Origin of the sequence: Nitratireductor alexandrii (assembly GCF_004000215.1) — a bacterium.
In the GTDB taxonomy this organism is placed as follows: Bacteria; Pseudomonadota; Alphaproteobacteria; order Rhizobiales; family Rhizobiaceae; genus Mangrovimarina; species Mangrovimarina alexandrii.
The window spans coordinates 276,747-290,717 of the sequence record NZ_RBVY01000006.1; the positions used below are offsets into that span (position 1 = coordinate 276,747).

At 68.4% G+C, this 13,971-nt stretch carries 13 protein-coding genes; all 13 read right to left on the reverse strand.

Translation table 11 applies throughout. The features are described from left to right. Positions 1–14 precede the first annotated feature (14 nt). The gene (locus EP380_RS15800; RefSeq protein ID WP_238719885.1) at positions 15–1,076 is read right to left on the reverse strand and encodes an ABC transporter ATP-binding protein; all 1,062 of its coding nucleotides are present in this window, start codon (positions 1,074–1,076) and stop codon (positions 15–17) included. A 128-nt stretch (positions 1,077–1,204) separates the two neighbouring features. Continuing rightward, positions 1,205–2,623: a hypothetical protein gene (locus EP380_RS15805; RefSeq protein ID WP_127599289.1), complete on the reverse strand. Its 1,419-nt coding sequence runs from the start codon at positions 2,621–2,623 to the stop codon at positions 1,205–1,207. A gap of 116 nt (positions 2,624–2,739) precedes the next feature. After that, the gene (locus EP380_RS15810; protein ID WP_158264388.1) at positions 2,740–3,477 is read right to left on the reverse strand and encodes a GntR family transcriptional regulator; all 738 of its coding nucleotides are present in this window, start codon (positions 3,475–3,477) and stop codon (positions 2,740–2,742) included. Between the two features lie 44 nt (positions 3,478–3,521). Next, a complete protein-coding gene (locus EP380_RS15815; RefSeq protein ID WP_127599290.1) occupies positions 3,522–5,000 on the reverse strand; it encodes an aldehyde dehydrogenase family protein in 1,479 nt (492 codons plus the stop codon). After that, a complete protein-coding gene (locus EP380_RS15820; protein WP_127599291.1) occupies positions 4,997–5,917 on the reverse strand; it encodes a tagatose 1,6-diphosphate aldolase in 921 nt (306 codons plus the stop codon). Before EP380_RS15820 ends, EP380_RS15815 begins: the two co-directional genes overlap by 4 nt. Continuing rightward, positions 5,914–6,933 carry a dihydroxyacetone kinase subunit DhaK gene (locus EP380_RS15825; protein ID WP_127599292.1) on the reverse strand — a complete coding sequence of 340 codons (1,020 nt, stop codon included), beginning with the start codon at positions 6,931–6,933 and terminating at the stop codon, positions 5,914–5,916. Before EP380_RS15825 ends, EP380_RS15820 begins: the two co-directional genes overlap by 4 nt. Continuing rightward, on the reverse strand, positions 6,930–7,478 hold the full coding sequence (locus tag EP380_RS15830) for a DAK2 domain-containing protein (protein WP_127599293.1): 549 nt from the start codon (positions 7,476–7,478) through the stop codon (positions 6,930–6,932). Before EP380_RS15830 ends, EP380_RS15825 begins: the two co-directional genes overlap by 4 nt. Further along, on the reverse strand, positions 7,475–8,311 hold the full coding sequence (locus EP380_RS15835) for a sugar phosphate isomerase/epimerase family protein (protein WP_127599294.1): 837 nt from the start codon (positions 8,309–8,311) through the stop codon (positions 7,475–7,477). The genes EP380_RS15830 and EP380_RS15835 overlap by 4 nt, the downstream gene beginning before the upstream one ends. Positions 8,312–8,368: 57 nt before the next feature. Then, positions 8,369–10,018, reverse strand: coding sequence for an acetate--CoA ligase (locus tag EP380_RS15840; RefSeq protein WP_127599295.1), 1,650 nt, complete (start codon positions 10,016–10,018; stop codon positions 8,369–8,371). Next, positions 10,011–10,394: a Zn-ribbon domain-containing OB-fold protein gene (locus EP380_RS15845; RefSeq protein ID WP_127599296.1), complete on the reverse strand. Its 384-nt coding sequence runs from the start codon at positions 10,392–10,394 to the stop codon at positions 10,011–10,013. Before EP380_RS15845 ends, EP380_RS15840 begins: the two co-directional genes overlap by 8 nt. Continuing rightward, positions 10,391–11,554 (reverse strand): thiolase family protein, encoded by a 1,164-nt coding sequence (locus tag EP380_RS15850; RefSeq protein WP_106572079.1) that lies wholly within the window; start codon positions 11,552–11,554, stop codon positions 10,391–10,393. The genes EP380_RS15845 and EP380_RS15850 overlap by 4 nt, the downstream gene beginning before the upstream one ends. Further along, entirely contained in the window at positions 11,551–12,744 is a 1,194-nt protein-coding gene (locus EP380_RS15855; RefSeq protein ID WP_164749880.1) for an MFS transporter, read from the reverse strand. Before EP380_RS15855 ends, EP380_RS15850 begins: the two co-directional genes overlap by 4 nt. Positions 12,745–13,049: 305 nt before the next feature. Then, positions 13,050–13,904, reverse strand: a complete 855-nt coding sequence (gene purU / locus EP380_RS15860) for a formyltetrahydrofolate deformylase (RefSeq protein WP_106572081.1) — start codon at positions 13,902–13,904, stop codon at positions 13,050–13,052. Positions 13,905–13,971: the final 67 nt, after the last annotated feature.

The window sequence follows — 13,971 nt, forward strand, 5'->3', positions numbered from 1 at the left end:
TCCCGTTGGTGCAGTCAAATCTCGGTTTGGATCGTTCGCCTGGGCATCAGCCAGATTCGGTCCGGCGCAATGTCGAGCCACACGGTGCTGCCGACATCGACAAGCCGGCGCGACTGTTCGCTGACGGACAGCCGCGCCTCGCCGCACGCCACCGTGTAGTTCACGTTGGCGCCGAAGAAGTCGCGCGCCACGATCTCGCCGGACAGCGCCTGGTGGGTCGCCGCGTCGGGCCGCTCGAGCATGTCGATCGCCTCCTCGCGCAGCACCACGTCGATCTCCTCGCCGGTCCGCAAATCCGCTCGCGGCGAGACCTTGAGCGTGCCGAAGGCGGTTTCCGCGCGGTCGGGCGCGGCAAGCCGGGCGGCAAACAAATTGCTTGCCCCCATGAAATCGGCGACATCGGTCGTGCGCGGCCGCCGGTAAAGCGTGTCGGGCGTGTCGTATTGGGCGAGATGCCCGTCGAAAATCACCGCCACCCTGTCGGCCAGCTCCATCGCCTCGACCTGGTCGTGGGTGACGAAAATCGTGGTAATGCCGAAGCGCTGCTGGAGGTTGCGAATGAAGCGCCGCATCTCGCCCCTGAGCTTGGTGTCGAGATTGGCGAGCGGCTCGTCCATCATCAGCACCGACGGCTTGGTGATCAGCGTGCGCGCGATCGCCACGCGCTGCATCTGGCCGCCGGAAAGCTGGGCGGGAAACCGGTGCCGAAATCCGCTCAGCTGAACGACGTCGAGGATCTCGGCGAGCCGTTCTTCGATTTCCGCCTTGGGCACCTTGCGCACGCTCAGTCCGAAGGCGACGTTTTTTTCCACCGTCATGTGCGGAAACAGCGCATAGCGCTGAAACACCATGCCGACATTGCGGTCCTGCACCGGCAGATGCGACACGTCCTTGTCGTCGAACATGATCTCGCCGCTGGTCGGCGCCTCCAGCCCCGCGACCATACGCAAAGTGGTGGTCTTGCCGCAGCCCGAAGGGCCCAGCAGCGCGACCAACTCACCGGACTCGATCGTCAGATCGATATTCTCGATGGCGGTAAACGTGCCAAAGACCTTGCGCACACCGCTGAGCTGCACCTTCGTCAAGCGCCGGTCTCCTCCCTTGGCCTATCGTATCCAACCAATTTGTTAATACAAATTAATTCTAATCAAGCGACTATGTCAACCGGGTCCGGGCATTTCCCGCGGTCGCTGAGCACCCGTTTTCAGTGCGGCAAACCGTCATGCGCGCGGATCGGCCCGAGCCGCTCGAGCGCACTCCAGGCGGCGAATTCCTCGAACGTCCGCGCCCAATGTCCCGGAACGAGCACGAAATGATGCTCGAGCCCGTGTTCCATCACCGTCGTGACCACGTCGCGCGCCGTGAGCCCGCTGCCAGACGCGGGCGCGGTAAAAGCGCCCACCCACCCGCGACAGCCGGTAAAGCCGCTCTCCGGCGCCTTGTGCACCGCGGCTTCGAGCGCGAAAATGGCCTGGCCGTCGCGCGCCACGCGCAGGATCGTCATCGGGCCCTCTGCGAACTCGTAATCGGCGATGGCGCCGAAACACGGCCCCGCCTCGGTGCCGCGCCCGATCATCGGATGGTTGATCCAGGCCGGACGTTGTTTGGCCATGTAAAGCGGCCCGCCGCCGCCATGCCACATCAGGATGCGGTCGGCATCGAGATCGGGCGAGGTCATATCGAGCAGGCAGCCCACCCGCCCCGTCATGGCGGAAACCGCGATCTGCGTCACCGCGCCGAGCACGTCGCCCTCGGACGCGACCGGCAGATTGTCGACCTCTTCCAGCCAGCTGAAGGCCGCGCCGGGATGCATGCCCGGCTCCTCCTGCAGGGCCGGCCAGTCCGACACTGCCAGCGCATCGTAGTCTCCCTCGCGGGCGATCGCCCGCAGCGCCAGCGCGGCGCGCGCGGTGAGCGTCATCTGTTTATCAGACACGCCGCGAATGTCGGCCGCTGCCGCCATGCGCGCGACTTCCTCGGCGACGGTGTCGTCGCTGGCAGCGGCCATGCCCGCCGTCATGCGATGGATGTCGATATGGTCGACATCCACCCCGAGCCCTGCTTTCAGAGCGTTGCTGGATACGTCCATATTGTAGAAGGTCGGCGCCAGCCCGCCGACGACGCCGATGCGCGCCGTCCGCAGCGCCGCGCGCGCCGCCAGCGCCCTGATCGTCTGGCCGAGCCGGGACTGGAGGGCAGGATCGCCGGGCGCGCCGAAATACCACTGCACCGGAGCGCGGGCGAGGTCGCGCACCCCGCGCGCGATCGACATGCTCATGTTGAGCGACACGAAATTGTTGAGTTGGATGTCGCCTTCATGGCCCGGCTCCGGCGTCGCCCACACGCCCATCGGCACGCCCGCGACGGCGATCTGGCGCGCGACGTCGCCCATCGTGAACCCGCCATGCAGCAGGAGCAGGAACTCGGCCCCTTCCGCCAGGCAGTGGTCGACCGCCGCCTGGGCGGCGCAGCCGTCCATCGGGATTTCCGGCGCGACGACCAGGCGGGCGCCAAGCGCGTCGACAAACGGCTCCAGCATGGCGACGGCATCGGTGAAGACGCCGTGCCGGTCCGGAAAATAGCTGGGCAGCGAGGCCCGGATCAGACCAACGGTTATGGGCATTGCAAACGAGCTTCCCTGTGGAACGGCCTCATGACCGCGCGCCGGTGCCGCAGGCCAGGCGGCGATGAAACGGGCAGAGTGAGCGGCATCGCCGAAACCATGAAATCAAAACCGCGTTAGCTGAGCTGTTCCTGGCGCCGGCTGCCGCCCAGGTTGAAGGTGATCGGCGTGTTGCGGAAAACCTCTTCGAAAAACACCGTGCCCTGCTCGTCGTCGAAGGCGGTGCAGGCCTGGACCAAAAGCGGCGTCTGCACCGGCACCTGCAGGAAGGTGCCGATTTCGTCGGACGCGACACAGGAGCGGATCGTCTCGCAGGCGCGGCTCCACTCCAGGCCGAAACGGCCGGACAGAACCCGCAGGATCGACTGGTCCTGGCCGGTCTCAGGGAAATCCTCCGCCGTAATTCCCGCCACCCGCGCGGTGGGCAGCCAGGTATTGACCAGCATTTTCGGTTCGCCGTCGACCGTGCGCAGCCTGCGGATACGCACCAGCGACTTGCCCAGCATGTCGTGGACCGCCTCGGGCGCATCGCCGTCGAAAAAGGTGATGTCGATCAGCCGGGCGCCGGGTTCGCGCCCCTCCTTCAGCACCGAATCCGTGAACGAGGTCAGGCACGTGCTCGACGGCGGCGACAAGGTGTCGACCAGATAGCCGCTGCCCTGGCGTGCGACGAGATAGCCCTCGCTCACCAGCATGTCGAGCGAGCGGCGCACCGTGACCCGGCTGACCTCGAACGTGGTGGCCAGCGCGTCCTCGGTCGGCAGGCGTGTGCCGACCGAATAATAACCGTCCTGCAGGCGTTTGCGCAGCGTGTCGTAAACGCGCTTGTATTTCGGACCCGGCTTGTCGTTCATGGTGCGCCCACCCGCAACAGGATCAATTTGTCCGACTCTATTGATCATAGCGTGGATTGCCAAACGCTCTTTGTCTGACTGTAGAGCGCGATGGCCTCGCGTCCCATCTCGCGGCCATAGCCGCTCTGTCCCATGCCGCCGAACGGCGAGGCCGGATCGGTTTCGCCCCAGCAATTGGTCCAGATCGTGCCGGCTTTCAGCCGCGCCGCCATCCGGTTGGCGCGCCCGAGATCGCGCGTCCACAGTCCGGAGGCGAGCCCGTAGATCGTGTCGTTGGCACGCGCCAGCACCTCGTCTTCCTCCGAAAACGGCAGCACGCACAGGACCGGGCCGAAAATCTCCTCGCGCGCGACCCGCATGTCGTCCGCGACCCCCGTCAAAATGGTCGGCGCGACGAAATAGCCGGGGCGATCGAGCCGCGCCCCACCGGCCGCGCACGCGGCCCCGGCGGCGACGCCATCCCCGACATAGGAGAGCACCGTGTCCATCTGCTTGCGCGAGATGACCGGCCCCAGATCGTGGCCGGGCTCTGCCATGCCCGGTCCCACAGACAGCGCATTCGCCAGCTTGGTCAGGCCATCCACCACCCTGTCGTGGATGTTGCGATGGACATAAAGCCGGGCGCCGGCGGTGCACGACTGGCCGTTATTGCCGAACAGCGCCCAAAAAGCGCCGGGAATCGCGCGCTCCAGATCCGCGTCGGCAAACAGGATGTTCGCCGCCTTGCCGCCGAGCTCGAGCGAGACCTTCTTCAGGTTCCCCGCCGACGCTTCGACGATCCGCCGGCCAGTCTGCGTCGAGCCGGTGAAACCGACCTTGTCAACGCCTGGATGGGCGGCAAGGGCGGCGCCGGCCTCGTGGCCGAGGCCCGGCACGACATTGAGCACGCCCGGCGGAAACCCGATCTCCAGCGCCAGGTCGGCGAGGTAGAGCACGCTGAGCGGCGTCTGCTCGGCCGGTTTCAGAACCACCGCATTGCCGGCGGCGAGCGCCGGCGCCAGCTTCCACGCCGCCATCAGCAGCGGATAGTTCCATGGCGTGATCAGCCCGCAAACGCCAACCGGCTCGACGCGCGTATAGTTGAAACGATCCGGCACGGAGACCGGAACCGTCGCACCCTCGATCTTCGACGGCCAGCCGGCGAAATAGCGAAAATGCCGGGCCGAATAGACCGCGTCGACATCGCGCGCCACCGCAAACGGCTTGCCGTTGTCGAGCGCGTCGAGCTGGCCGAACACCGCCTTGCGTGCCTCGACCGCCTCGGCGAGCCGCCACAGAAGCTGGCCGCGATCGTGCGGCGTCATCCGCCCCCAGGGGCCGGCCATGGCCGCGCGCGCGGCTTCGACCGCGGCGTCGATCTCGGCCACGCCGCCGGCCGCGACCTCCGCGATCACCGCTTCCGTCGACGGGTCGACCACCGCGAGCCGCGACGCGGCCGCGACGCGGGCGTCGCCGATCCGCGCCCCCTGCGGCGTCGCCAGGAACGCCTCGACCTGAGGCAGAAGGGACAGGCTTGCGCTCATGACACCACGGCGGCCAGCCGCGCGAGCCGCTCGCGGCCCGGTCCGCGCATCCACGCTTCGGCCGCTTCCGGCCCCTCGGCGCCGTAGACGGCGATCGCGTCGCTCCAGATCGCGCGCCCACACATGAAGCCGGCCATGTCGACGCCCGCCGCCCGCGCCAGGCCGAGCGCGCCCTCGAACTGCTCGAACGTGACGCCGGCGCTCAGATAGACGATCGGAATGTCGCCGGCGGCGTCTGCGGCGCGGCGAAACGCGGCCTCGGCGTCCTCCCGACTCATCGCCGGTTCGCCAAAACCCTCGACAAAATTCAAATTTACCGGCACTTCGACCTTCAAAACGTCGATTTCGAAGCGAGAATCGGCAAAAATACGTGTCGCCTCGGTCACAAGTTGAGGTTTTAGGGTGGCAAAATCCGACGAGGCGCCGTCCGGCACCGCCCGGTCGTAGACGATCGGCTCGAACAGGAACGTCACCCCGGCCGCGCTGCATTGCCGGCCGATATCGGCGACGAGCGCGAATTTCCTCTCGTTGATTTCAGCCGGGTCGCGCGGCCCGAAATAGAGAAAGAACTTCAGCACCCGCACACCGAGGCCGGGATAGTCGGAAACGCTTAGATTGTCCGGCAGGACCGTGATCCGGTCCTCGTTGGAGATCCGGTAGACGTCGGCCTCGAAGGCCAGCATTTTCTCGCAGCCCGGCGCGAAATACGGCAACAATTCGCGCCCATGGACGGCGTCGACCAGCAAGGTCGTCGCCTGGCCGCTGAGCGCCTCGACCACGAGCCGCTTGAAGCGGAACAGATCGTCCGGCGCCGCCGCCGGACCGCGCGCCTCGCGCAACGCCTTTTCCAGCCCGCTGCCCTGGTCGACCGCCACGCCGCAGATCGGCTTTTTCAGGAAAGATCCGTTTGCGGTCATGCGCGGTGGTCCTCGATGCGTGGAAAGAACGGGCTGTCGGAAGGCGCGCACCACAAATCGAGCATGCGCGGATCGGGCTCCAGCAGCGAAATCGAAAACCCGCCCATCTCCTGGGTGGTGACGTAGGAGCCGATCATCGGCGCGACCGCGTCGATGCCGCGCCTGGCAAGCGCGGCGCGGGTCTCGCGGTAGACGGTCAAGAGCTCCATCAAGGTGGTGCCGCCCATGCCGTTGACGATCACCGCCGCGCTCGCGCCCTCGGCGATCGGCCGGTCGGCGAGCAATGCGGCCACCATGCGCTCGACGAGTTCGTCCACCGGGCCGACCTTGACCCGGCCGATGCCGGGTTCGCCGTGCACACCCATGCCGAGATAGATTTCGTCGTCGGGCAGGCAAAACATCGGCTTGCCGGTCAAGGGCGAGATGCCCGCGCTGGCCGCCGCGGCCAGGGTCGTGGTGCGGGCGCGCACGGCTTCGCCGAGCGCCATCAAATCGTCGAGACCCATGCCCCGTTCGGCCGCCGCGCCCAGGATCTTGTAGACGAACATCGTGCCCGGCGCGCCGCGCCGGTCGTGCAGCCGCGCGCGCGGCGCCGAGGAAATGTCGTCATACATCGGCAGCGCGCGGACCTTCAGCCCCTCCTCCTCAGCCAGCATCACCGCCGCGCGGCCGTTGATCATGTCGCCCGAATGCTGCGAGATCAAAAGCAGGGCGCCGGCCGGTCCGGCGATCTCGCGAATGCCGTCGAGGATCAGATCGGCCGACGGCGCGGCGAAGACGTCGCCGACCACATTGGCGTCGAGCAGGCCCGCGCCGACGAAGCCCATCGCGATCGGCTCGTGGCCGGACCCGTTGCCGATCAGGAGCGCCACCTTGCGGGCGGGGTCCTTGACCTGCCGCGCCCGAACCACGATCCGCGGATCCTGGGCGCCGCGCCGGACCTGCGGGTAGGCGGCGACATACCCGTCGATCATGTCGTCGACCATGCGCTCGGCGCTGTTGAAGAGTTTTTTCACGACGCGTCTCCGATGTCGGCCAGCGTCTCGAGAAGATGGACGACGGAGGTCGCGCCGGGGTCGACATGGCCGACACCGCCGCCCTCGACATATTGCGCCCGCCCGCGCCGCGCGGCGAGTTCGCGCGTGGCCTCGCGCCCGGCCGCCGCAGCAGTCACCGCCTGCGGCAGCGAACCGCGGCCGGCAAGCGCACGCACCGCCGGCGCCAGCGCGTCGACCATGCTCTTGTCGCCCTCGGCCACATGGCCGAGATCGCGGATGCGCGCCTCGGCCCGCGCCAGCCCGTCGGCGAGCGGCGCGCCCGCGTCGAGATGGCGTTCGATCTCGTGCAGGATCAGCCCGAACAGCGTGCCGGACGCGCCGCCGGAAGCCCGCATGAACGCCTTGGCCCGCAGGCCGGGCCCGGCCGCCGCCGCCTTGACCAGGCCGCGCCGCATGGTGGTGCCGTGATCGCCGTCGCCAAGCGCCGCGTCGAGCGTGTTGAGCGGCTCGACCAGCCCGTCGAAACGGGCGGCAAGTGCCGTGAAATAGGCCCCGGCGCTCATGCAAACACGCGCTTCATGAAGGAAAGCGCCGCCCGCGCGGCCTCCGTCGGATCGGCCTCGATCGCGCGCCAGATGTTGAGATCGGCGCTGGTGGAATGGCCCGGCACCACGAACATCTCCGCCGTCACCCAGCCATCGTAGCCGATGGCGCGCAGCGCCGCAGCGCTGGCGGCGAAATCGTAGCGACCCGATCCGGGCACGCCGCGGTCATTGTCGGAGACGTGGAAGTGGTAAAGCCGCTCGCCCGCCGTGGCGATCGCGGCAGGCGGGTCCTTTTCCTCGACATTCATGTGAAACGTGTCGAGCAGCACCCCGATCTGGGCCGAGCCGGTCGCTTCGGCGATTGCGACAGCTTCGGCGGCGGTGTTGGTCAGGTCGGTTTCGAAGCGGTTGATCGCCTCGATGCCGAGCCGCACCCCGCCATCGCGCAGCCGGCCGTCGAGACGGCCGAGCGTTTCGGCCGCGCGCGCGGCGCGGTCGGCCTTGCGGGCCGGCTCGAAGACGCCCCACGGCGCCGCCACCACGCCGGCCAGGCTTCGCGCGCCGAGCGCCTGGGTGGTGGCGATCGCCTCGGCCAGAACCGCCTCGGCCCGCGCGCGCATAGCCGGATCGTCGGAGGTCGGATCGGCATCGGCGGCCAACCCGGTGGAGCAGGTCAGTTCGAGGCCGAGCGCTTGCGCCTGGCGCCGCAGGTCCGCGGCCCGATCGAGCCCGATGCCCAAAAGCGACAGCTCGACACCGTCGAAGCCGATATCGGCCGCGGTCCGCAGGATCGGCGCCAGGTCGTCCGACCAGCTCCGCATCCAAAGTCCGGCGTGGATTCCGAATTTCATTCCGACATGTCCCGAGGCTGAATGTACGAACAGATTAGTATGAACAAATTTGTTACGTCAACCACCTTCGGCCGCGCGCAGTGCCTTGCGGTTGATCTTGCCCGACGAGGTCATCTCGAACGCCTCCACATAGGCGATCTCGCGCGGCGCCTTGTAGGGCGCCAGACGTTCGCGCACATGCGCGCGCAGATGCTCGCCGAGTACGGCATCGCCGGCATAACCGGCCGCCAGCCTGACGAAGGCCTTGACGATCGCGCCGCGCTCGGCGTCCGGTTTGCCGATCACCGCCGCCTCGGCGACCGCCGGATGGGCAAGCAGGCATTCCTCGATCTCGGCCGGACCGATGCGGAAACCCGACGACTTGATCAAATCGTCGGAGCGGCCCTTGTACCAGAAATAGCCGTCGGCATCGCGCACCGCGAGATCGTGCGTGCGCATCCACGGGCCGAGCCGCAACTCGGCCTGCTTGTCCGGGTTGTTCAGATAGCCGAGATAACGGGTCGGCGCGCTTGCAGGCGTGACGATCTCGCCGGGCTCGCCGTCTTCCACCTCGTTGCCCTCCGCGTCGACCAGGCGCACAATATGACCGGGATAGGCGACGCCCATCGAGCCGGGTTTGCGCGGATAAAGCGCCGCGCAATTGCCGATCAGATGATTGACCTCGGTCATGCCGTAGAACTCGTTGCAGACCACGCCGAGCCGGGTCTCGGCCCAGTTGAGCGTATCGGCCGCCAGCGCCTCGCCGCCGGTGCAGATCACCCGTAGCGCCAGATCGTATTCGGCGCGCGGCTTGGCCGTCTGCGCCAGGCGCTTGATCGCCGTCGGCGCCAGGAAGGTGTGGGTCACCTTGTGACGCGCCATGAACCGATAGGCCCAGTCGGCCGAAAACCGCGCCTCCGACGTGACCACCGGCCGGCCGGCGAGCCAGGCCGGAAACAGCATGTCGAGCAGCCCCCCGACCCAGGCCCAGTCCGAAGGCGACCAGAAGACGGCGTCCTCGTCGTCCAGCGACAGATCGAAGAACAGATTGATCGACGGCCGATAGGAGGCCAGCACCCGGTGGCCGTGCAGAATGCCCTTCGGCATGCCGGTTGACCCGGACGTGTACATCAACAGCGCCGGATCGTCGGCGCCGGTATAGGCGGGCTCGAAATCCCCGGGCGCCGGCGCGGCCAGGATGGCGGCGAGGTCCGGCTCGCCGCCGGTGGCGCCGCTGACCAGCACATCGTTGAGATGCGGAAAAAGCTCCGCCGCCGCCTGTCGCAACGGCGCCCAGGCCGCCTCGGTGGTCAACAGGCAGCGCGCCGCGCAATGGTTCAGCGCATGCGCCAAAGCGTCCGGACCGTAGAGCTGCGACAGGGTCACTGCCGTGCCGCCGAGCTTGCAGACCGCCATATGCGCGATCGCGGTGTCGGGCCGCATGCCGGTATGGATGCCGATCAGGTCGCCGCGCCCGTAGCCGAGCGCGCGCAGATGCGCGGCCAGCGCCGTCGCCGCGCGGTCGATGTCGCCGAAACTGTAGGAGACGGTCTCGCCGTCGGCCTGTTCGAACACCATCGCCGTGCGCGACCGAGCGCCGTCGCCGAGATGGCGCCCGACCGTCATGGCGAAAATATTGGCGTCGGCCGGAATGTCGATCGCCAGCCCGTCGGCCTCACGCTTCAGGCCGATCCCGGCCAGCGCCTCGGCGCTCCACTGGTCAAGCATGATCGTCGTCCTCGTTTTCCAGATGAAGCCAAAGGCCGGGCCGCGCGTCGGGCGGCGCCACCAGCCGCCCGGCGGCTTGTCGTTCGGCGGGATTGGCGAGCGCCACGGTCGCCAGCTCGTCCGCCCCGTCGAAACGGGCGAGCGCGAAGGCGCCGTTTTCGCTATCGGCGCGCCGCACGACCCGCGCCCGGCCCGTCAAGGCCTGCCAGGCCATCTCGCGCCCGCCGCAGGCACCGCAGACCGGCCGCGGCGGAAAGCTGGTCGTGCCACACGAAGCGCAGCGCGCGGCGAGCGCCCGCCCCTGTCGAAGCGCGTCGAAATAGGGCGCCAGCGTCCCTTCCGGCACCGTATAGTCGAGAGTCAGCCGATATTTCATCGCGCGCCCTCCAGAAGGCTGACCGCGTTCAGCGTCGCCACGCCGCCATGCGTGTCGGCAAGCGCATAGCGCGGGGGCGTTGCCACCCGGCGCCCGAAATAACGGTCCTCGAGCTGCAACGCGCAGGCCAGCACCTGCGCCACCCCGGTTGCGCCGACCGGCGCCCCCTGGCCGAGCAGGCCGCCGGACAGATTGACCGGCAGCGCGCCATCGGCGGCAAAAACACCCTCGCGCTCGGCCCTGACGACGTCCTCGCGCAGCCCGAGACCGTCGAGCGCCTGAAGCTGCGCGCCGGAATAGCTGTCATAGATCTCGGCAAGCCCGATCTCGCTCACGGTGGCACCGGCCTCCGCGAGCGCCCGCCGCATCGCCACGCCCTTGGCCTCGAAGCGGCCGGGCCGGGCCCGCTCGCCGAGCCGCACCCGGTCGTTGGCGACCCCCATGCCGGCAATCCGCGCCCGCCCCGCGCCGCCATCCGGCAGCCCCGCCGCCCCGGCCAGGATCACGCAGGCCGCGCCGTCGCTGAGCGGCGAGCAGTCGAGCCGGCGATAGGGCTGGGCGATGACCGGCGAGGCGGCCACGTCGGCCGCCGCGATGTCGAGCGGCAGATGGGCGTTGGGATTGGCGCGCGCATTGCCCCGATTGCGCACCGCGATCGCGGCGAAATCATCCTGTCCGGCGCCGGTTTCCTCCATGAAGGCCTGCACCGACAGCGCATAGAGGCTGGTCGCGTCCACACCGGTCATGCCGTCGGTCCAGGCGTCGAAGGACAGGCCGTAAAGCGCCCCGACCGCTGCCCCCGGCAGATGCGAGGCCGACGGTTCCAGGCCAAGCACGGCGACACGCCGCGCGCGCCCCGCCATCACCATGGCCGCGCCGGCGTGAACCGCCAGATGCCCCGACGCGCCGCCGCCCTCGACCCGTTGCGCTGCGATGCCGAAAAGGCCCAACTCGTCGGCGATCAGCGCGGCCGGATTGAGCTGCAGGGTGAAGAAGTCGCTTTCCGACGCCACCACCAGCGCATCGATGTCGCGCGCTTCAAGCCGCGCATCGGACACGGCGTCGAAGAAGGCGGCGCGCGCCCAGTCGCGCATCCCGCTGCCGTCCTTGCGCCGGTTGAACGGCGTCATCGCGCCGCCGGCCACCACCACCCCGCTCATGAGCGCCTCGTCACGGTGTTTTCGATGCCGGGCGGGTCGAGCCTCAACAACAGGACGAGGCCGACCGCATTGACGGCGAGCGCCAGCCACAACAGCCCGGAAAAGCCGAACCGGGCCTGCGCTAGCGCGCCGAGCGCCGGGCCGAGCGCCATCATCAACAGGCCGATCATCGCGATCACGCCGAGCGCGCCGCCGATGGCGCGGCTACCGAGATGGCGTTCGGCCGCCTCCGGGCGCAGCACGGTGTGGATGCCGAAACCCGCGCCCTGCAAAAGCACCGCGACAAGCACGAGCGCGGGAAATTCCGGCGCCGCCAGCAGGAGCAGCGGCGGTACCAGCATGAAGACGAACACGACCCGGCACAAAAGCGCGCTCGACACGCCCGGCATCGCGCCGAGCGCCAGCCGGCCGAATATCTGCGCCGGGCCGATCAGCGCCAGAATCAAGAGGGCGGACGCGCCGAAGGCGGGCCGGGCGGCGAGCGCGGCCGGCAGGTGGAACAGAAGCATGCTGTGCGACAGGATCAACGCCGCGAAACTGGCTCCGATCAGAAGCGTGCGTGCGCGCAGACCGGCAGCGAGCGGCGGAGCGGCCGCGCGCTCGCGCGCCTCGACGCCCTCCGCCTCGCCCGGCAGGACAAGCGCCGCCAGGACCGCTGCGGTCGCGAAGACAAGCACGATGCCGCGCCAGTCCAAGACCGCGCCCAGCACGGCGGCCAGCGGGAAGGTGACCAGCGAGGCCAGACCCGCCACCAGCGTCACGGCGGCGATCGGCGCCCGCGCGCGGTTGGGAAACCGGCGCACGACCAGCGCGAAACAGGGATCGTAGAGGGTCGCAGCCATGGCCGGACCGAGCAGCAGCATGCCCGCCGCAAACACCGGAAAGCCGGGGGCCGCGGCGATCAGAACCAGCGCCGCGGCGCCGCAGAGCGCCCCGCCGGCAAGCAGTCCCCGGCCGTGCCCCCGGTCGATCAGCCGCCCGCAGAACGGGGCGGCCAGCGCCCACACCAACAGCCCTCCGGTCAGCGCCGCCGACATGAGGATCGGGGTTTCGCCGAGGGCAGTCCCGATCCGCGGCAAAAGCGCCGCGAACAGGTAGAAGAAGGCCGACCATAAAAGAAGCTGCGCCACGGCATGACGCAGGACATAGGCGCGCTCGCTTCGCGACAGCTCGCCCCAACCCCGCACCATCGATCCTCCCGTCGCGCTGCAATCCATATTAATTTGTTACTACAAATTAGATGGGAAGCAACCCCCTTGCTTCGAAATCGGGCCAAAAAGCTTCGCAAGGCGGGCCGCCGGCGCCCGAACTTCGCGCGCGACGGCGGCCCGCCCGCGGTCGCGGGCGGACGTGGCACGGCAGCGGGCGGCGCCAGAATAAAGCGTGAAACGGGTTTGCCGGCGCGTTCGCGCGGACGGGAGAACGCGGAAAAGGCGCGCCGATCCGGCACTTGCAGCCGGCCGCCGGGCGGCCGACCCGCATTCGTGGCGGCGCCTCAGCCGGAAAACACGATCGTCCGGTTGCCGTTGAGCATGATGCGCTTTTCCAGATGCAGCTTCACCGCGCGGGCGAGCACGCGGCTTTCGATGTCGCGGCCGGTGGCCACGAAATCCTCCGCGCTCATCGCGTGCGTGACGCGCTCGGTTTCCTGCTCGATGATCGGTCCCTCGTCGAGGTCGGGCGTCACGTAATGGGCCGTCGCGCCGATCAGCTTCACCCCGCGCTCGAACGCCTGGTGGTAGGGTTTGGCGCCCTTGAACGACGGCAGGAAGGAATGATGGATGTTGATCACCTTGCCGAACAGCCGGGTCGACACTTCGTCGGACAGGACCTGCATATAGCGCGCCAGGATCACCAGGTCGGCGCCGGAGCCGCGCACCAGGTCGAGCAGTTTTTGTTCCTGTTCGGCCTTGTTGTGCTTGTCCACCGGCCAGCAATGATAGGCGATCCCCTCCCGCTCGGCGGTGACGCGGCTGTCCTCGTGGTTGGACACGATCGCGACGACGTCCGCGTTCAGCCAGCCGACCTTGATCTGGTAGAGCAGGTGGAGCATCGCGTGGTCGAATTTCGACACCATGATGACGATCTTCGGCCGGCGCTGCGCGTCGGCGATGCCGACCCGAAGGCCGAAACGCTCGATCGGCGGTTTCAGCGCGTGCTCGACATGCGCGGCGGTGAGCCCGTCCTCGCTCTCGACGGCGAGACGCATGAAGAAACGGTTGCTGGCGCGGTCCCAGAACTGGCTGCTTTCGGTGATGTTGGCGCCGAGCGCGGCGAGTTCCGTCGTCACGGCCGCGACGATCGACGGGCGGTCGTCGCAAGTCAGGGTGAGAATGTGAATCTGTGGCATGGACTGTCGATCAGACGGCGCTTGAGAGCTCTGGGATTGCTGTGAAGAGGTCTTGGACGAGGCCGTA